The sequence below is a fragment of the Myxococcus sp. XM-1-1-1 genome, from assembly GCF_020037095.1.
GTDB classification, from domain to species: domain Bacteria; phylum Myxococcota; class Myxococcia; order Myxococcales; family Myxococcaceae; genus Myxococcus; species Myxococcus fulvus.
Genome location: NZ_JAIQDH010000019.1, coordinates 94,871 through 116,928 on the forward strand (window position 1 = coordinate 94,871; position 22,058 = coordinate 116,928).

Below are 22,058 nucleotides of genomic sequence, written 5' to 3' on the forward strand. Positions count from 1 at the left end.
GTCCTCCCTGATTGACCCCCACCGCCACCACTGATAGGAAAAAGGGGTGCGCATCGATAATGAATATGATATTCAATATCGAAATTGGCCTGGGAGCTCCGACCCGCACCCCTTGAACATGCCCACACCTCGTCGCTGGCGGGGCGCCCTCGCGCCGACCTCTTCGTTCTCCGCACTCGTGCTCCTGTCCCTGCTGTCGGTGGGAGCGGCGCGAGCCCAGGAGGCGAGTGAGCCCTCGGGGCCCGCTGTCGCCGCGCCGGCCAGCCCGACACCGCCCGAGGGGGCCAGCGCGCCGGCCCGCGGCGTCGTCCCCCCGGTGCTCCTGTCCAAGCCGGAGGCCGTCTATCCCCCCCAGGCGCTGGCCGCGAAGGTGGAGGGCGCGGTGAAGCTCCTGCTGACGCTGGACGAGGAGGGCCGCGTCACGCGCGCGCAGGTCGTCGAGGGGCTCGGCCACGGGCTCGACGAGGCGGCCGTGGACGCGCTGGCGAAGGCGAGCTTCACACCCGCGATGCAGGACGGCACCCCCGTCGCCTGCCAGTTCGAGTTCATCCACCACTTCGTCCTCGCCGCCCCCGCTCCCCAGGTCGCCGAGGGCCCCGCGCCCCAGCAGCCCGTGGACGAGGCGCCCGTGGCCCAGGCGCCCGCGGAGGTCCCCCCGGAGCCGGAGTTGCCCTCCTTCACGTCGATTGTCCGGGGCAAGGCCACCGAGGCGCGCGTGCTGGTGCGTGGCTCGGAGGCGGTGGACGTGGTGGAGCTGGAGAAGGCCCATGAGCGCGCGGAGGACCTCGCGGAGGTGCTGACGCGCGCCTCGGCCGTGCAGGTCCAGAGGACGGGCGGCCTGGGCAGCCGCACGCAGCTGGCCCTGGGCGGCCTCTCCGGCGACCAGGTGCGAGTCCTCCTCGACGGCGTGCCCATCGAGTACTCGCCGTATGTCTACGGGCTGGGGAGCGTCCCGGTCTCCCTCATCCGGCAGATGGAGGTCTTCAACGGCGTCGTCCCGGTGCGCCTGGCGACGGACGCGCTGGGCGGGGCCATCCACCTGCGCTCGGACCTGGCGGCCCCGGAGACGGGCGCGTCCCTGTCGCTCCAGGCGGGCTCCTTCGGCAGCTACCGCGGCACCGGCCGGGTGACGTGGCGGGCGAACGAGCAGGTCTTCGTGCGCGCCGCGGGGTTCCATGACCGGGCCCGGAACGACTACCGCGTCACCGTCCCCGTGGCCGACCCCGTCACCGGGCGGGTGGGACCTCGCGCGCTGAACCGCAGCCATGACGCCTACCGGGGCTCCGGAGGGAGCCTGGAGCTGGGCGTCGAGTCGCTGCCGGGGCTCGACCGGCTGGTGCTCACCGGCTACCTGGGCCAGTACGACAAGGAAGTCCCGCACGACCAGCTGATGATTCGCCCCTATGGCGCCGTCACCTCCGGGCAGGAGAGCTACGGCGTGGGGCTGCGCTACGAGGTGTCCGCCCACGAGCGGCTCAAGGTGCTGGCCATCGCGGGATACAACCAGCGCATCGGTGAGCTGTACGATGTCTCGGATTGTCTCTACGACTGGTATGGCGTCTGCCAGGGGACCCAGGCACGGGCGGGTGAGATTGGCTCGTCCCCGCTGGAGAACACGCAGAAGCGGCAGACGCTGTTCGGACGTGTGCGATTGCTCGGGACGCTGCTCGACGTGGAGGACCTGGAGCTGTCGCTCGGCGCCGACGACAGCGAGCGGACGGGCGAGAACGCCTACCTCACCCGGCTGGGGCAGGAGGACCCGCTGCGGATTCCGCTCGGGCTCACGTCCGGCTTCGGAGGGCTGTCCCACCGGCAGTCCCTGTGGGAGGGCCGGCTGGAGAACACGCTGTTCGTGAAGGGCTACGTGCAGCGCCTCTCCTCGGGGACGAACGCGCAGCTGTCGGAGACGCGGTGGGCGGGCGGTTACGGCGACACGCTGCGCTTCAGCGTGACGCGCTGGCTCCTGCTCAAGGCGTCCTACGAGCGCACCACGCGGATGCCCCGGGTGGAGGAGCTCTTCGGCGACGGCGGCCTGCTGGTGGAGAGCACGGCGCTGCTCCCCGAGTCGAGCCACAACGCCAACGTGGGCGTGGAGCTGCTCTCGTGGGTGACGCCCGTGGGCCGCTTCGGCGCCAACGCTTCAGCGGGCCTGCGCGACATCGAGAACCTCATCCAGCTGTTCCCCGGCGACACCACGCAGGCCTACGAGAACGTGGACCACGCCCGCTCCGTCACCGCGCACGCGGGGCTGGACTGGGACTCCCCCGGTGACTGGGTGGGGCTCACCGGCGCCGTCACCTGGCTCGACTTCAAGAACCTGGCGCAGGAGGGGCAGTTCGCGCGCTTCAAGGGCGACCGCATGCCCAACCTCCCGTGGCTGCAGGCCACCGGCACCGCGCGGTTCCAGGTGAGCCGGCTGCTCTCCCGCGAGGACGCGCTCGGCCTGGAGTGGACCACCCGCGTCGTCGGCTCGTTCGACCGCTCCTGGGAGAGCGCGGGCAATGGCGGCACGAAGCAGTCGGTGCCGACGCAGGTGCTGCACTCCACCGCGCTCACCTACCGCGCCCGGTTCGAGCGGCGCGCGTATTCCTTCTCCTTCAACCTCCACAACCTCACCGACGCCGCCGCCTTCGACCTCGTCGGTGTCCAGCGGCCGGGGCGCGCCCTGTCCGCGCGCCTCACCGTCGACCTCTGAGCCGCCCTCCGTGTCCCCTTTCAGGATGTCATCGCCAAAGGAAGCCCGATGAAGCTGAAGTCCGCACTGCTCGCTCTCGCCGTGTTCGCCACCGCCTGCTCGGATTCGGATGACCCGACGCCGACCCCGGATTCCGGCAACCCGACGGACCCGGACGCGGGGACGCCGGACCCGCTCTACGCCCTCATCACCCAGGTGCCCATCGCCGGTGGCAACACCCAGAGCTACCTGGTGACGGTGGACGACATCCAGGAGGCGAAGACCGTCGGCATCGCCAACGCCCTCGAGCTGACCGCGGACGCGTACATCGTCGCGGGCTACCCGGGTGCCGGGAAGCTGTTCGTGAGCAGCTCGACCCAGCCGACGATGACGCCCTACACGCTCAACGCCTCCGGGGCGCTCGTGCCGGAGGCCGCGCTGTCCTTCACCGGCTACGGCGTCCGCGCGACCAACGGCTACCAGTCCCAGCACTACTTCGTCAGCGAGTCGAAGGCCTATTACTTCGACCACGTGAACTACAAGCTGGTCATCTGGAACCCGAAGGACCTGTCCCTCATCGGCTCCAAGGACCTGACGGCGCAGCTCAAGGACGGCGAGTTCACGTTCCGCTATTCGCAGAGCCTGGCCGTCACCGCGGGCAATGACGTCATCATCGCCGGTGGCTGGCACGCCGCCGACGTGAAGACGATTCCGGCCAAGACAGCGCTGGTCATCGTGGATACGCAGACGGACGAAGTCACGGTGAAGACCGACACCCGCTGCGGCTGGGCGCGCGACGGCGTCAAGCACACGGACGGGAAGATCTACTACGCCACCGAGTCGCTCGCCGCCGGCGCGCACTTCGTGTCGCCCACGACGGCGGCGAAGCCGTGCATGATTCGCTTCGACCCCGCGACGGGCGAGTTCGACAACTGGTTCACCACGCTCGACGCCTTCGTCTCTCCCGGCACGGACGGAGACATCGCGTCCATGCTGCTGCCCGGCGCGCCCGGCAAGGGCTACGTGCGGGTGATGGACAAGGCGGCCGCGCAGGTCGCGTTCGACGCCGCGGTGGCGGGTGGCCGGCCCTTCCACGGCAGCCATGCCTCGACGGGCGGGTGGTGGAGCCTGTGGGAGGTGACGCTCGGCGACGCTCCGACGGCGACGGCCGTGGTGCGCGACGACCTGGTGCCCACCAACGGCCGCACCATTCCCCAGAACCCGGGCGAGTTCCTGGTGCTGCCCGAGTTCGTCAACGACAACGCCCAGACGCGCTTCCGCATCATGAGCCCGCAGACGGGCCTGGGTGACGCGAAGACCGTCGTCGAGGGCCAGGTGCGCGGCCTGCTGCGCATCCGCTAGTCCTCGCTGTTCCTCGAGCAGGGCCTCCGCCGTGTCCCGGCGGGGGCCTTTGCTCCCGCTGTCCCTTGCTTCCCCGGGCGCCATGAATCCCTTCGTCCCCCTCGCGCTGCTGCTCTCCCTCGGGGGATGTCTCGGCCTGTACCTGTCCTCGCGCCACCAGCGCCTGCTGCGCGCCGCCTTGCCCGCGCGTCCGGCGCGCTGGGTGGGCTCGCTCCTGGTGCTCGCGGCGCTGCCGCTCCTGGGGCAGTCGCTCCAGCCCTGGGTGGCGCTCTACGTGCTCTTCGTCTGGACGACGCTGCTCCTCATGCTGCTCCCGTACGCGGCGCTGCTCGTCGGGCGAGGGGAGGCTCGGTGATGGCGGGCGGCGATGAGGAGGTCCTCCGGCCGGACTGGCTCTCCAAGACGCTCGCGGGCGTGCTGCTGGGGCTGGTGCTCGCGTTCGGCGTGAGCGGCCTGTTGTCCCTGGCCCTGGCGCCCATGGCGACGAGCCCCCGCAACCAGCTCGTCATGTGGAGCGTGGTGCCGGTGTGGATGGGCGTCGTCGGCGGCTGCTTCTTCTTCAGGACGGGGCCGCGCGCCTGGCTGTGGCTGGGCGGCGCGACGGTGCTCACCTGGGGCGCCTTCCTGCTCCTGCGCAACCCCTGACCCCCGCCGGCACTCCCATGCGCTCCGCCCTCATCAAGGTCTACAAGGTCGTCCACACCTGGGCCGGCATCGTCGCCGGACTGGGGCTCTTCATCTGCTTCTACGCGGGCGCCTTCACCGTCTTCAAGGACCCGCTGGCCCGCTGGGCCACTCCGCCCGCTGAGCGCGCCTCCTCGAAGCCCAGGTCCTCCGCGGAGCTGCACGCCCTGGTGACGACCACCCTGGCCCAGCACCCCGAGGTGGCCGAGGAGTTCACCCTCGCGCTCGAGGCGGCGCCGGCCCAGGCGCCTTCGCCGATGAGCTGGCACCGCAACGAGGGCGACGAGGACCACGACGTGCTCGGCGAGCGTTGGTTCCACGCCACGCTCCAGGCGGACGGCGCCGCCGTCGTCACCGAGGGGCACCCCAGCAAGGTGGGCGAGTTCATCGACGTGCTGCACCGGGTGGTGGGCCTGCCCTTCGACACCGAGGTGGGCCGCGTGCTCACGGGCGTCATCTCGCTGCTCTACGCGCTCGCGCTCTTGTCGGGGCTGGTCATCGTCCTGCCGTCCCTGGTGAAGGACTTCTTCGCGCTGCGCGTGGGCAAGGGCCTCAAGCGGTGGTGGATGGACGCGCACAACGTGGTGGGCATCGCGAGCCTCCCGTTCCACCTCTTGATTGCCATCACCGCGGCGGTGTTCGGCCTCCACGACATCATCTACGACGTGCAGGACCAGCTCATCCACGGCGGGACGCTGCGCGCCGGCTTCAGGCCGGCGGCCGGTGACGTCCGGAGCGCTCCGGACCCCACCACGATGCTGCCGCCCGCGGAGCTGCTCGCCCGGGCGCGGGTCGCCGCTCCCGCGCTGGAGCCGCACTCGCTCCAGTACGTGAAGGTCGCCACGCCTCGCGCCCTGGTGCGCGTGTGGGGGCATGACCCGGCGGCGCTGTCTCCGCGCGCGCTCGGAGGGTTCGTGGCGCTGGACCCGTACAGCGGGAAGGTGCAGTCCACCGACTTCCTCCCGGGCCAGATGTCCGCTCCCGTCACGCTCATCAGCAGCTTCTTCGCGCTGCACTTCGGGACCTTCGGCGGCCCGCCGGTGAAGTGGATCTACTTCCTGCTCGCGCTCAGCGGCGCGTGGCTGTTCTACAGCGGCAACGTGCTCTGGGTGGAGACGCGCCGCAAGAAGGCGCGCGTCGCGGGAGCGCTGCCCGTCCAGCGGCGGGACGTGCGCTGGATGGCGGCCGTCACCGTCGGCATCTGCCTGGGCTGCGTGAGCGGGATTTCCTTCACCCTGGCGCTGGCGAAGTGGCTCGGCGCCCACGTGGCGGACGTGCGGGTCTTCCACCAATACGGCTACTACGCGGTCTTCTTCGCCTCCATCGGCTATGCGCTGGCGCGAGGCGCGGCGCGCGCGTCCATCGACCTCTTGTGGGGCGCGGCGCTCTGCACGCTGGCCATTCCGCTCACCACGGTGGTGGGGTGGCTCGTGCCGGGGCTCGGCCCCTGGGCGACGCTGGACGGGCTGGGCGTGGACCTCACCGCGCTCCTGGGGGCCTTCTGCTTCGCCTGGATGGCGCGGGCGACGTCCCGACGCGCGCATACGGGTCCCCAGGACAGTGTCTGGTCCCTGGGCGCTCCGGCCGCGAGCCCCGGCCAGGAGCCGTCTGTTCCCAAGGAGTGGGCCACCTGATGCGAATCCCCTTGTTCCTCGCGGCGGGGCTGTTGACCGCCAGCTGTTCCTCGGGGCCCACGCCCCGCGCCGATTCGGTGGTCCAGGTGGACTGGGCGCCGGTGACGCTGCCGGGCACGTTCCAGTTCGACCTGGCGTCGACGCACACGGGGCGGACCCACCGGATGTTCGTGGCCATCCCGGAGGGCCCCGCGCCCGCGGCGGGCCACCCCGTCATCTACCTGCTGGATGGGGGCTCGCACTTCCCCACGCTGGAGCGCCTGTCGCGTGCGCTCCCCAGGCTCGCCAAGGGCTTCGGGGTGCCGGCCGCGCCGCCCATCATCGTCGGCCTGGGCTACCCGGGCGACACGGCCGCGAGTGACCAGGCGCGCGGTGAGGACTACACGCCGCCGGCCCCGGACCTGTCGAACACGGGGGACCGGTTCTCGAAGAAGCAGGGCGGGGCGGACCGCTTCCTGGACTTCGTGAAGAAGGAGTTGGAGCCCGTGCTCGCGGCGCGGCTGCCGCTGGACACGTCGCGCACGGCGCTGATGGGCCACTCCTATGGTGGGCTCCTGGTGGTGCACGCGCTCTTCACGCGGCCCACGTCGTTCCAGACGTTCATCGCCGGCAGCCCCTCCCTCTGGTGGAACCACCGCCACGTGCTCACCGGGAAGCCGTCCTTCCTGGCGCACCACGCGGCGACGCCGGTGAGGGCGCGTGTGCTGCTCACGGTGGGGGGGCTCGAGCAGACGCCGCGCAAGAGCCAGGGTGAGCGCGGCATGCTCGCCGTCGAGCGGCGGATGGTCGACAACACCCGCGAGCTGTCCGGCGAGCTGTCCGCCCTGGGCGGCGGGCTGGAGGTGCGGTTCCTGGAGTTCCCGGGCGAGGACCACTACGGCGCCTGGATGCCCATGCTGAGCCGCGGGCTGCTGTTCTTCTCCGCGCCCCCGCTGTTGCCGGGCGCCGAGTGACGCCCAGCGGCGTGTAGTCGTGCCGTTCACGGTGGCCGCCCTGAGGCGTGAACAAGGTCGGCCACCTTGGCGAAGAAGGACCTGGAGACCCGCGCCCTGGCGCCGTGGTCCGGTCCGTCGCGCCGGGAAATGGGACGTAAATCCGCCCCGTCGGTCATGGGGGCGAAGGGCGTGCTTCCCACGTCCCGATGCCCCGCATGGGGACACCCGCGCCCTTCGTCAGTGGTGAGTCGCCGTGTGCCCGGAGCCGTGTGTCGGCCGGGCATGGCTGCATTGCAATCATGAAGGTTCAGTGAGGTCTCGTGATGAAGACATTGGGAATGGCGGTGGCCGGACTGTTGCTGTCGGGGCCGGTCGCTCAGGCGGAAGAGGGTGGGGCGTCGCGCGAGGTGACTCGCGTGCGGGCGATGCGCGCGGCGGTGGAGCCCATGCTCGCCAAGGAGTTCGGCGCGAAGGCGTTCGTCGCCACGCTGCACGGCCGCGGCGCGCAGACGGTGCTGGGCGTCATCGAGGAGGCACCCCCGCCGGGGACGGACCTGCAGCCGAGGCTGGCGGTGCTGCGCTACGACGAGGCCCGGGGCACCGTGCGCGTGGTGGACCGCGCCTTCAAGTACGCGGAGGCCAGCGCGCTGGGCGACAAGACGCTGCTGCTCACCCCGGAGGGAGATTTGCGGCTGCGCGAGGACTCGGGCCGGGAGCGCCTGCTGGCGCAGCGCGTGCTCGGCGACCTGGCGCCGTCCGTGAAGGGCGATGGCGTGGTGGCCACCCTGTCGCGCACCGGCGCCGAGTCCCATGAGACGGCGGTGGGTTTCGTGGGCGTGGATGGCCGCGTCACCGTGGTGGCGGACGGGCCGGGTCTGGATGCGATGGGCACGATGTCCCCGGACGGGCGCACGGTGGTGTTCGTGTCGGGACGCACCACCATGGCGTCGTGGTTCCGCACCACGCTGGATGGCGCGGAGCCGGTGCAGCTCACCAACGTCGGCCTGAAGGCCGGCGCGCTGCGCGACGGCGTGCCCGCGAACTTCGTGCCGCCTCCCATCAACACCGGGGCCATGGAGTGGTTGTCCGAGGACCGGCTGCGCTACGCGGCCGGCGGCGGCGAGCAGTGGACGCTGGATGTGCGCACCGGTGTGGCGGTGCGGGAAGGAGGTGCCCGGTGAAGACGACGCTCTCGATGAAGCTGCAGGCCCTGCTGGTGGGGGCCTTGCTGGTGGCGCCCGCGTCCGCGCTGGCGGGCACGATGTTCCGCTTCCCCATGTCCATGAACCCCGGCCAGTGCGCCAGCGGCGGCTGCTATGTCGGCGCGTACAAGGACCTGGGGGGCGTGAAGGACTGGACGTGCCAGGGCTGGACCTACTACGGCCACCTGGGCACGGACTTCTCGCTGTCGGGCGGCCTCGCGGCGATGGACGCGGGCGTCTGGGTCATCTCCGCCGCCTCCGGCGTCCTGGAGAGCGCCGTCGACGGGTTCTACGACCGGTGCCTGGCCTGGAACAAGGACGACCCCAACGCCAACTGCGGCATCCGCGCGGCCAACTACATGATTCTCCGGCACTCGGACAACCGCCGCAGCAAGTACTTCCACCTGAAGAAGTTCAGCTTCCAGTACAGCGTGGGCGCGAACATCCCCTGCGGCAACTGGATTGCGAAGGCGGGCTCGTCGGGCGCGTCCACGGGGCCTCACCTGCACTTCGAGTTCTCCGACCCGACGTGGGGAACGGATGACCCGTACGCGGCCACGCCGGGCTGCGGCGGCACCATCTCCCTGTGGACGTCCCAGGGCTCCTACCAGGGCCTGCCGGGCATCACCTGTCAGTAGCCCACGCCCCGCCAAGAGGAACGGCTCATGCGAACGCTCTGGAACCGGACGGCCGCCATCGCGATGGTGGCCGCGCTCGGAGGACTCACCTCGCCCGACGCTCAGGCCTGCACCCGCGATGACTGCGGCTCGGGGGGATTGAACGCCTGCTACAACCTGTCGGGCTGGAAGTGGTGCGGAATCACCTACAGCGGCTCCCAGCACTGGACTTCGGTCAACGTCTACAACCACTCGTCCATCAGCCAGGTGCCGCAGGCCTGGACGAACCTCAACAACCCGCCCGCGGCGCCGGGGAACACGCTGTACCTCAACACGGACGGCTCCAACCACTCCAACCACGACATCGACTACTGGGACGCCAACACCTCCGACACGTGGTGGGGTTACACGACGTACCCGGGCGGCATCGGCGCCAACAACTGCATCAACCGGGGCGGCGCGATGATCCAGTTCAACCTGAGCCGCGTCACGGCGGACGCCACCTGGCGGTTGTGGCTGGCCGAGCACGAGACGGGGCACGCGGTGGGAATGAAGCACGTCTGTGGTTGCACCCTGGGCCGGGTGATGAACCCCTGCACCGAGTGCTCCAACCCCGCCACGCTCAGCGGCTGCGACGCGCAGGGCCTCAACGCGCTGTATCCCTGACGGGCCGCCAGGAAAGGAGAACGCCATGCATGAATTCAAGAAGGCACGCAGGCTGTTGCTGCTCCCGTGCGTCTGGGGCGCGATGATGGGCTGCGCTCGCGAGGCGCCGTCCGCCGAGGTCGCGCAACCGGTGTCCCAGCCGCTCGAGTCCGTGGAGCACAGCCACCCGATGACGGTGCATTGGGTGACGCATGACAGCTTCAAGGAGATGGTGGGCGAGTCGGGCGTCATCGTCCAGGCCCGGGTGGTGTCGTCGCGTCCGGCGGTTCAGCGCGTCTACGGCTGGAACGAGAAGGCCCAGCGGTACTTCACGCCGGAGGAGGCGGGGGACCGCTACGCGGAGACGCCGCTGACGGTCTCCACGCTGGTGGTGTCGGACGTCGCCCGCGCGAAAGAGGGGCTGGTCGCGCTGGGGGGCGCGAAGCTCGGGCCCGACAGCAAGCTGGAGATCGTCGAGCTGGGGGGACTGGCGCCGGACGGCCACCGGATGGAGCCGGATGACAAGCCCGTGCTGCGGCTGGCGGAGGAGGCCATCTTCTTCCTCATCCCCGCGGCGAAGCACCCGGGCGCGTACCACGTGCTCGGGGGCTGGCAGGGGCGGCTCCGGGTGACGGCGTCGGGTGAAATCCAGGCGCTCGGCTCCGAGGTCCACCCGGGGCTCGCCGACTTCAGCGTGCATGACGGCCGCACGGCCAAGGCGCTGATGGACGAGCTGCGCGGCGCGCCCCGCTGACGGCGTCACTGCACGGCTCCGAGCGACTCGCGGAGCCGTGCGATGTCCCGCGACGGCGGGGCGCCGAACATCCGGCTGTACTCGCGGCTGAACTGGGACGGGCTCTCGTAGCCCACGGAGTGCCCGGCCATCGCCGCGTCCATGGCCTCGGCGAGCATCCGGCGACGGGCCTCCTGCAGGCGCAGCTGCTTCTGGTACTGCAGGGGGCTCATCGCCGTGACGGACTTGAAGTGGTGGTGGAGCGCGGACGGGCTCATGTGGACGGTGCGCGCCAGGTCTTCGATTCGCAGGGGCGCGGCGTAGTGCGCCTTGAGCCAGTGGATGGCGCGGGCGATGGCGTCCAGGCGGCTGTCCGCCATGGCGATGCGCCGCAGCCGCGCGGTGTTCTCCCCGGACAGCAGGCGGTAGAGAATCTCCCGGGTGATGAGCGGCGCGAGCACGGGGATGTCGCGCGGGGTGTCCAGGAGCCGCACGAGCCGCGACGTCGCGTCCAGGAGCGGTGCCGCCACCGGGCCCAGCGCGAGCCCCCGGGCCACGCCGCGGTCCTCGGGCGCCTCCAGCGCCGCCTCCATCATCAGGCTGCTGAGCTGGCCGGGCTCCAGGTCCAGCCGGAAGCAGAGGTAGGGCCTGGCGGGCGTCGCCTCGATGACCTGGCCGGTGACGTGGAGGTCCATGGAGGCGACCAGGCACTGGTCCGTCCCGTAGACATAGACGTCGTCACCGAGCAGCACCTGCTTGCGGCCCTGCGCGACGATGCACAGCGCGGCGGCCTGCAGCGCGTGCAGCTCCGGGGTGGGGGCGGAGGCGCGGATGAGCGAGAGCCGGGGGATGGCGGTGGCGTGGATGCCGTCCGCGGGCGTGTGGCGCGCGAGGAGCGTCGCCAGCTCGTCCAGGCTGGGATTCGGGGCGGACGCCGAGGGTGGGGCGCGCTTCATGGCAGGCAGTCAAACGTCCCGTGCAGGATTAGGCAAGAGCCGGCGAGCATCCGGATAACGCCCCCAGGCCCTCGGTTGAGAAGGTGTGCATGTCCCCGGCGCCCTCCTGGCACCGGGCAATCCATCGAGGGACGTGCACATGACGACGAACATCCAGGGCAAGGTGGTGGCCATCACCGGAGCGAGCAGCGGAATCGGCGAGGCGGCGGCCCGCCTGCTTGCCCAGCAGGGCGCGAAGGTGGTGCTGGGCGCGCGCCGGCAGGAGCGGCTGGAGGTGCTGGCGAAGGAGCTGACGGCGGCGGGAGGCGAGGTGCGGGTGCGCGCGGTGGACGTGACGAAGCGCGAGGACGTGGAGGGCTTCGTGCGCTTCACGGTGGAGGCGTTCGGGCGGCTGGACGTGCTCATCAACAACGCGGGGGTGATGCCGCTGTCGCTGCTGGAGAAGCTGAAGGTGGACGAGTGGGACCGGATGATCGACGTGAACATCCGGGGCGTGCTGCACGGCATCGCCGCGGCGCTGCCGGTGATGAAGCGGCAGAAGTCCGGGCAGGTCATCAACCTGTCGTCCATCGGCGGGCACGCGGTGAGTCCGACGGCGGCGGTGTACTGCGCCACGAAGTTCGCGGTGCTGGCCATCTCCGAGGGGCTGCGTCAGGAGGTGGGCGGGGACATCCGCGTGACGGTCATCTCCCCGGGCGTCACCACGTCGGAGCTGGCGGAGAGCATCAGCGACTCGAACGCGCGCGACGTGATGCGTGAGTTCCGCAAGGTGGCGATTCCCGCCGAAGCCGTCGCCCGCTCCATCGCCTACGCCATCAGCCAGCCGGCGGACGTGGACGTGAGCGAAATCATCATCCGCCCGACGGCGAGCCCGTACTGAGCGCCTCACGGGGTGCCTGGATACGGCGCTGGCGCAACCAGGGCTCGAAGCGCATGAGCGAGAGCCCCAGGTCGCTGGCGAGCTCGGGCCGGGCCAGCGCGGGGGCGACGTTCATGTAGGTCAGCCCTCGCGCCACGCCGGGATGGAGGCCCGCGGCGACGGCCTCCTCGATGGTGCTGGACTGGACGGTGTAGGTCTTTGCATCGACGCGGGAGAGGACCTCCGCCATCTGCCGGGGCGTGAGCACGTCGCCCGCGAGCTGCAGCGTCACCCCGTGGAACCGCGCGGGGTTCAGGAGGGCCGCCGCGGACGCGTTGCCCACGTCCTCCGGGGCAATCAAGGGAATGGGCCGATCCGCCTCGAGCACCGTCACCCACCGGTGCCCGTCGACGAAGGCGGACGTGTCCAGCATCGCGTGGTCCATGAAGGTGGCCGGCAGGATGAGCGTCCAGTGCCTGAACCCGGCGCTCCGGACGCGCTCACAGGTGGCGAGCTTGTTCTCCCAGTAGACCTCGTGCTCCTTCCAGCGTCCCTCCGCCCAACCCTCGATGTTCCGGTGGTCCCCGACGCCGGACGTCGCGGTGTGCACGTACGTCTCCACGCGCTCGGCCAGCGCGGCCTCGATGAGGTTCTTGCCCTGCTGGACCTCCTTGCTGAAGTCGACGCCCGTCGCGGAGACGATGGGGGACTGCATGGAGAAGACCCCCTGGACCCCCGCGCAGGCGGCGCGCAGTGACGCGAGGTCGTCCAGGTCTCCCACCACGAGCTCGGCCCCCGCCGCCGCGAGCGCCCTGGCGTTGGGCCCTTCCGGATTGCGCACCAATACACGCACCGAGGTGCTGCCTTCGGTCAGCAAGGCCCGGGCCGTGGCTCCGCCCTGTCTCCCCGTGGCGGCGGTGACGAGGACAGTCGGGTGGCGGCGCATCGGCGGCTCCTCTCGTAAGTGGGGGACCCCACCGTTTATGGTCGTTGAATACGGAGGGGCCCCCCGTTTGTCAAGGCAGCGGGATTCCGCACCTGCCTCGGCTGGCAGTGCTTGTCTGTAAACAGGGCGGCATCCTCTGGGCCGCCTCGAGCTCTGTCTCAACACGACGTCTGTCGGGTCCCTGAAGGACGGACGGGTCGAAAGCGGGGGACCCCACCGCTTGTCGGCGGATTGAACAGGGTGGGGGCCCCCCAAGCTTCTGGAGTGCCCCCGAGCCTGACCTCAGTGCGCGGACTGGAGCCCCACGTCGCGGCCGTTCAGCGGCTGCACGGGGCGGTTGTTCGGGTTGAGGTGCGGCAGCCGCTCGAAGGCGGCGATCTGCGAGTCGGACATCTGGATGGGGTTCTTCATCACGAACCACTGCAGCCCCTCGCTGCACGGGGGGGTGGTGAGTGAGCCCGCGTAGTGGAAGAACGCCCGGTTGAACGGCAGGAACGCGCTGGCGTTGATGAGCGCGCCCAGCGGCGTGCTGGTCTCACCCTCGTGACGGGGCAGGTGCCGGAAGGCGGTGAAGAGCGCCGCGTTCACCAGGCCCTCCTCGATGAGCACGCCCACCACGACCCTGGGCGTCCCCGCCGCGTCGGTGTGCACCAGGTGCACCTCGAGCGGATGGTGCACGCCGTTCAGGGTGTGCTCGCTGGGCGTGTGGAAGTGGAACTGCGCCAGCTTGTACTCCTGGTCGCCCAGGCGCAGGGTGCTGCCCACGTCGTAGTTGAACTGCACCGTGTGTCCGTTGTTCACCATGCGCACCTGGCTGGTGCCGTAGTGGAAGCTGGGCGCCTGCACATTCGTGTGCGTGGCCCCGGAGGTGGACAGCGCCACGGGGGATTGTTGGATGCCCGTGGAACACAGCGCGCCACCGGCGACCTCGCCCCAGTGCTCGGGGTCGACGGTCTGCGCATAGCCCCAGTGCGTCTCCTCGGCGAGGGCAGGGGCGGCGAGCAACACGGAGGACAGCAACGCGCCCCGAAGAGCGCGCACAAAGAGGGTGCGAGGGTGTGACATGAGTGATGAGTCCTTGAAGGAAGACGCCAGGAATGGGCGGACGCCCGTCATGCCCGGCGGGATGTCTATGCTAGCGGCCGAGCCGATGTTTTGCCGCAAAATCAATCTAAGTGGTACTGGCTTGGATTTCCTGAAATGAATCGAAATGAAACAGCGTGTTGACAGGAAATCCCCGGATGGATGGAACTCGTGTGTGTGTCCATGTCGAGCGCTGACTGCCATTGCGGGCGAGCGGGAGACACGGGGGGCCTGGGTCCCGAACCGCCTGGGTGACGGCGGCCCTACGGCAGGTGGCGTCCCCCCGTGCCATTCCGTGGTTGAATGTGGAGGGCTCCCCCGGTTGTGGGGGCGCGTCGCGGTGAGGAGACAGGTGTCGTGGAGCGCGTGAAGTCATTGCGAGTGGATGGCCAGCGCAACCGGGAGCGGATCGTCGCGGCGGCCTCGGAGCTGGTCGCGCGGGATGGCGCGCAGGCGTCGCTCGAGGAGATTGCGCGGCGGGCGGGGGTGGGCTCGGCGACGCTGCACCGACACTTCCCGACGCGGCAGGCGTTGTTGGAGGTGGTGTTCCGGGAGGGCGTCGCGCACCTGTGTGCGATGGCGTCCGCTCAGCCGGGCAGGAATCCGGCCGCGGAGCTGGCGGCCTGGCTGGAGGAGGTGACGGTCTACACGGCGACGCACCGCGGGCTCGCCGCCGCGCTGCTCGCGGGCCCGGAGGGGCTGTCACCCTGGGAGCTGTGCTGCACGGACATGCTGCTCGAGGTGTTGAACGGGCTGGTGGCGCGGGCGTCCTCGGCGGGCGCGATTCACTCCGGCGCCACGGCGGAGGACCTGCTGCGGCTCGTGAACGCCATCGCGGTCGCCAACGAGCAGGATGCCCCCACCGCGCGCCGGGTGCTGCGTCTGGCGCTTTTGGGCATCCGGCCGTGAGGCGTGACTTCGCTTGGAAGGCGTGATTGTCCGACAGGCCGTGAGGGCTGGACGCTACACTCCGGCCCCATGTCGACCCGTGGTGCAATCGCTGTGTACACGTCGGGCTCGGAGATTCCCGAGCACGTCTCCTCTCGGCCCTGGCGCGGTGTCTATCATCACTGGGATGGCTATCCCACGGGCCTCGGGCAACACCTGATGGCGTGTGTCGAGCGCGCCCGCGGCGACCTCCAGGCCGTGGTGGCGCGGCTCATCGATGACGCCCCCTGGGGTTGGTCCACCTGCATGGGTGGGAAGGACGAGACGGAGGAGGAGCGCTATTCGGAGGAGAGCCCGGGCCTACCGGTCGCGCCGGATGAGACCGGGAGCGTGTCCTATGTCTATGTCTTCGATGTGGAGGCGCGTCGGCTCGACGCGTTCTCGACCTACGTCGGCGGGGACGGCAAGCGGTTCAGCTCCGTGCGCTTTTCACCCGAGGGCACGCCGGACCTCCCCGCGCTCGACCTGCTGCCGGAGGAGCTCGTCAGCGAGCCGCCCCTGCCCGGCGAGGAGCTCTCGGCGGAGGCGCTCCAGGCGTCCCTGGAGGGACGGCCCAGGCTCGAGTCGGACAACAAGCTCCTCCATTGGTTCAGCACCGAGGAGCGCCCGGACCGGTCGCTCTGCATCGTCTTCCGGGTGGTCGTCTTCGAGGAGGACGCGGTCCGCGAGGTGGTGGAGCGGGAATGGCGGCTCGTGCCTGCCTCCGCGCGACGCGAGCCGGCGCGGGTCCGCAACTTCATCGAGGCGCTCGTCGAGGTGGTCGGCGAGGACCCGACGTTGTTCGACGCGTTCTGGATCGCCAGTCTGGACCCACTGCGTCGTTCCCAGGCACGTCAGCGTGAGAGCTTCGTGCGAATCCTGAAGGCGCACCGGGCCCGCGACTCCGGCTCCGGGTCGCTCTAGAGTCCTCGCTCGCTGGTTGGAACACGAGGAGGACTTGCATGCGGCACCAGGACCTGGGCTCGAGGCTGGGACTGTGTCTGGCGTTTCTGCTGGCTTCGGGAGCGATGGCCTCGGAGGCCCCCTCGAAGCCGGAGGAGGCCCAGGCACAGCTGAGGCTCCAGCGACTCAGCGCGTTGGGCGAGCTCTGGGGGCAGGTGCGCTATCGCCACCCGTGGATGCTGTCGCGGCGCATCGACTGGGACGCGGCCTTCCTGGCGGCGGTGCCGAAGGTGGAGGCCGCCACCAGCGACGAGGCGTTCGCCGAGGCCGTCCAGTCGATGCTCGGCGCGCTCGAGGACCCCGCCACCCGCGTGAAGAGCGCGCGTCCGCCCGCGGCGCTGGCCCCGCCGACGCTCCGGCCCCTCCTGGGCCTGGAGAAGGACGTGGTCGTCCTGGACCTGCGCAACCTCGCCACGCCCGAGGGCCCCCAGGCCTTCTGGGGCCTGGGCGAGAAGCTCTGGGGGCCCGTGCGCAAGGCGCGCGCCGCCGTCGTCGACATGCGCATGCGAGGCTTCGACGAGGCGGCGGCCTGGAGCGCCTCCAACGCCGCGGACTGGATGCTGCCCCTCTTCATCGACGGCGAGCTGTCCGTGCCGGGCTCGCGCTCCTCGCTCCACGGTGGCTACAAGGCCCAGACGGGAATGGACTCGCCCTACACCACGGCCTTCAACCAGGACGTCAGCTCGGTGGTGGAGGGCAACGCCGGCAAGAAGTTCGCGCGCGTCGTCTTCCTCCTGGATGCGCGGAGCGTCGTCTCGCCGAAGGTGCTGGCGCTGCGCGCCTCGGGACGCGCGCTCTTCGTGGGCGAGGGCCCGGTGACGGACGCGCTGGCCGTGGACACGCAGGAAGTGCCGCTGGGGAGCACGCTCGTCGCCACGGTCCGCACCAGCGAGACGGTGTTGCCGCTGGGGCTCGACGCGGAGGTGCCGGCGCGCGCGGACCTGTCCGCCCCGGACGCGGCCTACACGCGCGCGTTGGCGCTGGCGAATCAGAAGTCCAAGCCCAAGGGCCCGAGCGCCCCGGCGCGGCCCGAGGCCCAGTGGCGCCCGGACAACGCCTACGCGGAGTCCCCGTACCCCTCGCGCGAGCTGCGCCTGCTGGCGGCCGTGCGGCTGTGGAACGTGGTGGAGCTGTTCTTCCCCTATCGCCACCTGATGGACGTGGACTGGAGCCAGGCGCTCCCCGGGATGTTGGAGCGCTTCGAGGCCGCCCAGGACGCGAAGGCGTACGCGCTCGAGGTGGCGAAGTCCGCGCGGGAGCTGCGCGACGGGCACGTCTCGCTCAGCGGCCACCCCACGTTCAGGGAGATCTGGGGCGGCATCGCCGCGCCCGTCGAGGTGCTCGACCTCGATGGGAAGGTGGTCATCACGTCCGTGACCAATGCCTCGCTCGCGCAGGGGCTCCAGGTGGGGGACGTCATCGAGAAGGTGGACGCGGAGCTCCTCGACGAGCGCGTCCGCCGCATCGACGCCGTCCACCAGGCCTCCACCGAGGCGGCGACCCGGCTGTACCACGTCTACCTGGCGCTCGCGGGCCCCCCGGACTCGGAGGCGACCTTCACCGTGCTCAACGAGAAGGGGCGTCGGGAGGTGAAGGTGAAGCGGCCCGCCGCGTTCTCCCGGCCGGAGCGCCCCCATGAGCCCTTCAAACTGCTGGAGGGCAACATCGCCCTCGTGAACCTCTCGCAACTGGGGGCCGACGAGGTGCCGGAGGTCATGCGGAAGGTCCAGACCACCCGGGCCGTGGTGTTCGACCTGCGAGGCTACCCGCGTGGCACCGCGGGGACGCTGGCGCCGTACCTCAACGTGAAGCGCGCGAAGACCTGGTCCCGCTTCGAGGTGCCCGTCGTCGCGGGCTCCACGTTGGTGAACGGCCGGATGGCCCTGGTGCAGGCGCTGCCCACCGCGGACGTGCCGGTGTACCGGGGCCGCACCGTGACGCTCATCGACGAGCGCGCCGTGAGCCAGGCGGAGCACCTGGGGCTGATGCTGGAGGTCACCAGCGGGACGACCTTCGTCGGGAGCCCCACCGCCGGCGCCAACGGGAACATGACGTACGCGGTGCTGCCCGGCGGCATCTGGATGAGCTTCACGGGCATGGATGCCCGGCACGCGGACGGCGGTCAGCTCCAGCGCAAGGGGCTCACGCCGCACGTGGCGGTGCGCCCCACGCTCGCGGGTGTGCGCGCGGGCCGGGACGAGGTGCTGGAGCGGGCGCTGCGCCTGCTCCAGGAGACGCCGCGCCCCGCCGCCGCGCCCATGTCCCGCCCCGTGCAGCGTCCGTAGTCCCGGGGGCCTCCGTGGAGGGGCCCCGGGCTAACGGAGGGCGGGCCGCGGCGTGGGCTCGTGGGAGAGCCGGGCCTCCAGCCGTGAGCGCCACTTCAGCGCGGGGCGCTCCACGCCGTGGTGCAGCGCGAGGGACGCGAGCAGCACCGCCGCCGCGCCGGCCAGCAACGTGAGCGGGTGGAACGCGTCCAGGCCGTAGGGCTCCAGCGCGACGCGCGCTCCGGCCTGCAGGGCCTTGTGCGTGAGGTAGATGGTGAAGCTCAAGAGCGCGAAGGTCTTCACCCCGGGGATGCGGGCGCACACGCGCGACGCGGTGGGGCTCGCCATGGCCGCGAGCAGCGCCGCGTAGCCCAGCGACGTCAGGGGGAAGGCGAGCATCGTGTGGGCGAGGTAGCGGAAGTGCTCCTCGTTCAGCCAGAACACGACGCCCAGGCACGCAAGGCCCGCTCCGGCCAGGGCGCCCGCGCGCGCCCCTCGGGTCCAGCGCTCCCAGGTCGCGGGGCGGAAGACGCGCAGCGCCGCGAGCATCGCGCCACACAAGAGGCCGTCGAGTCGCGCGTAGGTCGGGTAGTACAGCAGCGTGTCGTAGCCGCGCCACGCGGTGTCCTCGGGCGAGAGCATCGAGAAGTGCCGCTGCCACAGCCATGCCCGCAGGAGCATTCCGCCGAGCATCAACGCCCCAGCGCCCACGAGCAGGTGCGCGGCCCGGACGCGTCCTCGCAGCGCGAGCACGGTGAGCGGGAGCACCAGGTAGAAGTGCTCCTCCACGCACAGCGACCACGCATGGGAGAAGCCATTCAGGCGCAGTCCGAAGTTCTGCGTGAAGGTGAGGAAGCGCCACGCGGGCGTCTCCACCGGACGCTCGCTCCACGCGGGGACGAAGAGGTACAGCGCCAGCACGATGAGGTAGGGCGGCAGGATGCGCAGCGAGCGCCGCAGGTAGAAGCGCTTCAGGGATGGCGCCTCGCCGCGCGACACCGGCTCCATCAGCTGTGAGCCGATGAGGAAGCCGCTCAGCACGAAGAACAGCTCCACGCCCGTCCAGCCGAAGTTGGCGAGCATCCGGTAGGACTCGTGTCCCTCGGGGCGTGGGTAGTGGAAGAGGACGACGATGAAGATGGCCAGGCACCGGAGCAGGTCCAGGCCGGCCAGGTGGCGCGGTTCGGTGGTGTTCAGCGGAGTCGACCTTCAGCGGCGGGGAGGCCTGATTCTAGGCACCCTTCTGTGGGTGTGTCGCCCACATTTCTCCACCGAGCCCTGAGGCAGGTCCGTTGATTCCGTCTGCCTGCCTCGGGACGGAATCAACGGGACTGACACGGCGTGAAGGCTAGTAGCAGAGCCACTTGTTGAAGGGCGTGCGCTGACACTCGCACTCGCCCAGGTTGCCGTCGGACCAGGTGCAGGAGGTGAACGCTCCGGGGCGACAGAAGGTCCCGACGAGGGCCTCGCAACTGCCGGCCAGCTCCGACGACGCCTGCTCGGTGGCCTCGGGCGCCATCGGCTCACCCGTCTCCACGCCCCCACAGGCCGTCAGTCCGAACGCCACCGCGATTGCCAGGATTGCTCGCATGACCATCTCCAGTTGATTCGCGCGGAATGCGCGAAGTGCGGGGATAACTTAGGCGAGCCCAGGCGGGTTGACGACGCCTAGGCCCCGTACATCGACTCGATGAGCGCCGAGTGTTTGCGGGTGACGGCGTGGCGCTTGACCTTGAGCGACGCGGTGAGCTCGCCGCCATCCACCGTGAACGGGCCCGGGGAGACACGGAACGTCTTGATGCGCTCGAAGGACGCCAGGCCCGCGTTGGTCTCTTCCACCAGGGCCTTCAGGATGTCGTTGATGCGCGGGTGCGCGGGGTCGGCGGGGATGCCCTCTCGCTGGGCCACCATGGCGAGTATCTCCGGGTCGAGCGCGAACATGGCCGTGCAGTAGTTGCGTCCGTCGCCCAGCACGACGGCCTCCTGGACCAGCGGGTGTCGCTTGAGCTGCGCCTCGATTTTCAGCGGCGCCACGTACTTCCCGCCGCTCGTCTTGAGCAGCTCCTTCTTGCGCCCCGTCACCCGGACGAAGCCCTCCGCGTCGATGGAGGCGAGGTCTCCGGTCCGGAACCACCCGTCGGCATCGAAGGCCTCCGCCGTGGCCTCCGGACGGTTCAGGTAGCCCCGTGAGATGTTCGGTCCGCGCGCGAGCAGCTCGCCATCCGCGTCCACCTTGAGCTGGCAGCGGGAGAACGCGCGTCCCACCGTGCCAGGGCGCACGTCCTCCCTGGGATTGATGGTGAGCCCGGGACATGTCTCCGTGAGCCCATAGGCCTCCAGGATGGTCAGCCCGAGCGAGAGGAAGAACAGCTGCACGTCGACGCGAAGCGCGGCGGCGCCGGACAGGAGCACGGAGGCGTGGTCCAGGCCCAGGCGCGCGCGCAGCTTCGACAGCACGAGCCGGTCCGCCAGGGCCCGCTGCGCCTCCAGCCACAGGGGCCGGGACTTGCCGTGGGTCGCGGCGCGGCGCCCCACGCCCAGGGCCCAGTCCAGCATCCAGCGGCGCAAGCCCCGCTCGCCCTCGATGGTGCTGGTGACCTTCGCCATCATCTTCTCGAAGATGCGCGGGGCCGCGGGGAAGAAGCCCGGGCGCGAGGCGACCAGGTCCGCCGCCAGCGTGGGCACCGACGACATCACCAGCGGCGCGCCGAAGAAGGGGCCCGCGAACTCCACCATGCGTCCGAAGGAGTGCGCGGCGGGGAGGAAGAGGAACAGGCCGTGCGTGAGCACGTTGTCATCCAGGAGCCGCGCGGTGCCGACGTCCTCGAGCATCGCCAGCATGTTGTCGTGGGTTTGAATCACCGCCTTCGGCGCGCCGGTGGTCCCCGACGTGTACGTGAAGGTCGCGACGTGCTCGCGTCGAATCAGCGACGCCCTGCGGCGCACCTCGTCCTCCAGCTCCGCCCGTCGGGTGCGCCCGCGAGCCTCGAGCGCCTCCAGGCTCTCCCAGTCATCGGCGGGAGCAAGCCCCGCCGGGTGGATGACCACCACCCTGGCGCGCGCGGGGAGCGCGTCGGGTGGGTAGTGCCGGTCGAAGAAGGTGAAGCCCGCACGGAAGGCGCGCACCTTGTCGAGCTGGTTCGCGTCGTCCACGACGATGAGCTGCGCGGCGGTGTCCACGTGCATGTAGCCCACCTCCTCGGGCAGCAGGCTGGCGTAGACGGGCACCGTCTTGAGGCCGACGCGCAGGGCCGCGAAGTCGACGAGACAGGACGCCATCGAGGTGTTGCCGACGAGGGTGATGCACGCGCCGTCGTCCACCGTGCCCGCGCTCAACAGCCCCGCGGCGAGTGCCTCGATTCGCGGCAGCAGCTCCGACCAGCGGTGGTCCACATAGGTGTCGTCATGTCTGACGCGGAACGCGACGCGATGCGGCGACGCGTTCGCCCGGTCGAGAATCATCTGGGGGAGGGACGGGTGGACCTCGGCCATGGGGCCTCCTCGGTGCGTGGCGGGCAGGGGAGCGGCTTGTTTCACGAAGCCACGCTAGGTGCGGCGCCACGGGCCGGCTTGT

The 22,058-nt window shown here is 70.6% G+C and carries 20 protein-coding genes; 14 read left to right on the top strand and 6 right to left on the bottom strand.

Going from position 1 to position 22,058, the window contains the following annotated elements; all coding sequences use genetic code 11:
• The first annotated feature begins 178 nt into the window (after positions 1-178).
• The 10 genes from mxcH to K8640_RS30540 all read left to right on the top strand — a co-directional run bounded on the left by mxcH (position 179) and on the right by K8640_RS30540 (position 10,507).
• Positions 179-2,695 (top strand): TonB-dependent siderophore myxochelin receptor MxcH, encoded by a 2,517-nt coding sequence (gene mxcH, locus K8640_RS30495; protein WP_223750288.1) that lies wholly within the window; start codon positions 179-181, stop codon positions 2,693-2,695.
• A 48-nt stretch (positions 2,696-2,743) separates the two neighbouring features.
• Positions 2,744-4,036 (top strand): hypothetical protein, encoded by a 1,293-nt coding sequence (locus K8640_RS30500; RefSeq protein ID WP_223750289.1) that lies wholly within the window; start codon positions 2,744-2,746, stop codon positions 4,034-4,036.
• 82 nt (positions 4,037-4,118) lie between these two features.
• Positions 4,119-4,391 carry a hypothetical protein gene (locus K8640_RS30505; RefSeq protein ID WP_223750290.1) on the top strand — a complete coding sequence of 91 codons (273 nt, stop codon included), beginning with the start codon at positions 4,119-4,121 and terminating at the stop codon, positions 4,389-4,391.
• On the top strand, positions 4,391-4,681 hold the full coding sequence (locus K8640_RS30510; RefSeq protein WP_223750291.1) for a hypothetical protein: 291 nt from the start codon (positions 4,391-4,393) through the stop codon (positions 4,679-4,681). Before K8640_RS30505 ends, K8640_RS30510 begins: the two co-directional genes overlap by 1 nt.
• Positions 4,682-4,698: 17 nt before the next feature.
• Positions 4,699-6,354, top strand: coding sequence for a PepSY domain-containing protein (locus K8640_RS30515; RefSeq protein ID WP_223750292.1), 1,656 nt, complete (start codon positions 4,699-4,701; stop codon positions 6,352-6,354).
• Positions 6,354-7,307, top strand: coding sequence for an alpha/beta hydrolase (locus tag K8640_RS30520; RefSeq protein ID WP_223750293.1), 954 nt, complete (start codon positions 6,354-6,356; stop codon positions 7,305-7,307). Before K8640_RS30515 ends, K8640_RS30520 begins: the two co-directional genes overlap by 1 nt.
• A 305-nt stretch (positions 7,308-7,612) precedes the next feature.
• Positions 7,613-8,470, top strand: coding sequence for a hypothetical protein (locus K8640_RS30525; protein WP_223750294.1), 858 nt, complete (start codon positions 7,613-7,615; stop codon positions 8,468-8,470).
• Complete coding sequence (locus K8640_RS30530; RefSeq protein ID WP_223750295.1) at positions 8,467-9,129, top strand: M23 family metallopeptidase; 663 nt, start codon at positions 8,467-8,469, stop codon at positions 9,127-9,129. The genes K8640_RS30525 and K8640_RS30530 overlap by 4 nt, the downstream gene beginning before the upstream one ends.
• Positions 9,130-9,156: 27 nt before the next feature.
• Positions 9,157-9,774 (top strand): hypothetical protein, encoded by a 618-nt coding sequence (locus tag K8640_RS30535; RefSeq protein WP_223750296.1) that lies wholly within the window; start codon positions 9,157-9,159, stop codon positions 9,772-9,774.
• 25 nt (positions 9,775-9,799) lie between these two features.
• Positions 9,800-10,507, top strand: a complete 708-nt coding sequence (locus tag K8640_RS30540; protein ID WP_223750297.1) for a hypothetical protein — start codon at positions 9,800-9,802, stop codon at positions 10,505-10,507.
• Positions 10,508-10,512: 5 nt separating this feature from the next.
• Here K8640_RS30540 and K8640_RS30545 read toward each other — a convergent pair whose 3' ends face one another.
• Positions 10,513-11,442 carry an AraC family transcriptional regulator gene (locus tag K8640_RS30545; RefSeq protein ID WP_223750298.1) on the bottom strand — a complete coding sequence of 310 codons (930 nt, stop codon included), beginning with the start codon at positions 11,440-11,442 and terminating at the stop codon, positions 10,513-10,515.
• A gap of 139 nt (positions 11,443-11,581) precedes the next feature.
• Here K8640_RS30545 and K8640_RS30550 point away from each other — a divergent pair, with 139 nt between their 5' ends.
• The gene (locus K8640_RS30550; RefSeq protein ID WP_223750299.1) at positions 11,582-12,322 is read left to right on the top strand and encodes an SDR family oxidoreductase; all 741 of its coding nucleotides are present in this window, start codon (positions 11,582-11,584) and stop codon (positions 12,320-12,322) included.
• On the opposite strand, the gene K8640_RS30555 is transcribed toward K8640_RS30550, so the two are convergent.
• Both K8640_RS30555 and K8640_RS30560 read right to left on the bottom strand, forming a co-directional pair.
• A complete protein-coding gene (locus K8640_RS30555; RefSeq protein ID WP_223750300.1) occupies positions 12,294-13,247 on the bottom strand; it encodes an NmrA family NAD(P)-binding protein in 954 nt (317 codons plus the stop codon). The two genes, K8640_RS30550 and K8640_RS30555, sit on opposite strands and share 29 nt — an antisense overlap.
• 282 nt (positions 13,248-13,529) lie before the next feature.
• A complete protein-coding gene (locus tag K8640_RS30560) occupies positions 13,530-14,312 on the bottom strand; it encodes a carbonic anhydrase (RefSeq protein WP_223750301.1) in 783 nt (260 codons plus the stop codon).
• 384 nt (positions 14,313-14,696) lie between these two features.
• On the opposite strand from K8640_RS30560, the gene K8640_RS30565 reads away from it, so the two are divergent.
• The 3 genes from K8640_RS30565 (at position 14,697) to K8640_RS30575 (ending at position 18,505) form a co-directional block, all read left to right on the top strand.
• Positions 14,697-15,239 (top strand): TetR/AcrR family transcriptional regulator, encoded by a 543-nt coding sequence (locus K8640_RS30565; RefSeq protein ID WP_223750302.1) that lies wholly within the window; start codon positions 14,697-14,699, stop codon positions 15,237-15,239.
• Between the two features lie 69 nt (positions 15,240-15,308).
• Positions 15,309-16,181, top strand: a complete 873-nt coding sequence (locus tag K8640_RS30570; protein ID WP_223750303.1) for a hypothetical protein — start codon at positions 15,309-15,311, stop codon at positions 16,179-16,181.
• Between the two features lie 38 nt (positions 16,182-16,219).
• Positions 16,220-18,505, top strand: coding sequence for a S41 family peptidase (locus tag K8640_RS30575; protein ID WP_223750304.1), 2,286 nt, complete (start codon positions 16,220-16,222; stop codon positions 18,503-18,505).
• Positions 18,506-18,535: 30 nt separating this feature from the next.
• Here K8640_RS30575 and K8640_RS30580 read toward each other — a convergent pair whose 3' ends face one another.
• From K8640_RS30580 to K8640_RS30590, 3 genes are all read right to left on the bottom strand, one after another.
• Positions 18,536-19,681, bottom strand: a complete 1,146-nt coding sequence (locus K8640_RS30580) for an acyltransferase family protein (RefSeq protein ID WP_370640416.1) — start codon at positions 19,679-19,681, stop codon at positions 18,536-18,538.
• A gap of 151 nt (positions 19,682-19,832) precedes the next feature.
• Positions 19,833-20,075, bottom strand: a complete 243-nt coding sequence (locus K8640_RS30585; RefSeq protein ID WP_046712023.1) for a hypothetical protein — start codon at positions 20,073-20,075, stop codon at positions 19,833-19,835.
• A 77-nt stretch (positions 20,076-20,152) separates the two neighbouring features.
• Positions 20,153-21,976, bottom strand: a complete 1,824-nt coding sequence (locus K8640_RS30590; protein WP_223750305.1) for a long-chain fatty acid--CoA ligase — start codon at positions 21,974-21,976, stop codon at positions 20,153-20,155.
• Between the last annotated feature and the right edge of the window lie 82 nt (positions 21,977-22,058).

Bases quoted from the DNA above. Each gene is read 5' to 3' on its own strand.
- K8640_RS30545 (WP_223750298.1), bottom strand. From the start codon at position 11,442: ATGAAGCGCGCCCCACCCTCGGCGTCCGCCCCGAATCCCAGCCTGGAC.
- K8640_RS30515 (WP_223750292.1), top strand. From the start codon at position 4,699: ATGCGCTCCGCCCTCATCAAGGTCTACAAGGTCGTCCACACCTGGGCC.
- K8640_RS30535 (WP_223750296.1), top strand. From the start codon at position 9,157: ATGCGAACGCTCTGGAACCGGACGGCCGCCATCGCGATGGTGGCCGCG.
- K8640_RS30560 (WP_223750301.1), bottom strand. From the start codon at position 14,312: ATGTCACACCCTCGCACCCTCTTTGTGCGCGCTCTTCGGGGCGCGTTG.
- K8640_RS30570 (WP_223750303.1), top strand. From the start codon at position 15,309: ATGTCGACCCGTGGTGCAATCGCTGTGTACACGTCGGGCTCGGAGATT.
- K8640_RS30520 (WP_223750293.1), top strand. From the start codon at position 6,354: ATGCGAATCCCCTTGTTCCTCGCGGCGGGGCTGTTGACCGCCAGCTGT.
- K8640_RS30510 (WP_223750291.1), top strand. From the start codon at position 4,391: ATGGCGGGCGGCGATGAGGAGGTCCTCCGGCCGGACTGGCTCTCCAAG.
- K8640_RS30550 (WP_223750299.1), top strand. From the start codon at position 11,582: ATGACGACGAACATCCAGGGCAAGGTGGTGGCCATCACCGGAGCGAGC.
- K8640_RS30590 (WP_223750305.1), bottom strand. From the start codon at position 21,976: ATGGCCGAGGTCCACCCGTCCCTCCCCCAGATGATTCTCGACCGGGCG.
- K8640_RS30540 (WP_223750297.1), top strand. From the start codon at position 9,800: ATGCATGAATTCAAGAAGGCACGCAGGCTGTTGCTGCTCCCGTGCGTC.
- K8640_RS30585 (WP_046712023.1), bottom strand. From the start codon at position 20,075: ATGCGAGCAATCCTGGCAATCGCGGTGGCGTTCGGACTGACGGCCTGT.
- K8640_RS30505 (WP_223750290.1), top strand. From the start codon at position 4,119: ATGAATCCCTTCGTCCCCCTCGCGCTGCTGCTCTCCCTCGGGGGATGT.
- K8640_RS30575 (WP_223750304.1), top strand. From the start codon at position 16,220: ATGCGGCACCAGGACCTGGGCTCGAGGCTGGGACTGTGTCTGGCGTTT.
- K8640_RS30525 (WP_223750294.1), top strand. From the start codon at position 7,613: ATGAAGACATTGGGAATGGCGGTGGCCGGACTGTTGCTGTCGGGGCCG.
- K8640_RS30500 (WP_223750289.1), top strand. From the start codon at position 2,744: ATGAAGCTGAAGTCCGCACTGCTCGCTCTCGCCGTGTTCGCCACCGCC.
- K8640_RS30555 (WP_223750300.1), bottom strand. From the start codon at position 13,247: ATGCGCCGCCACCCGACTGTCCTCGTCACCGCCGCCACGGGGAGACAG.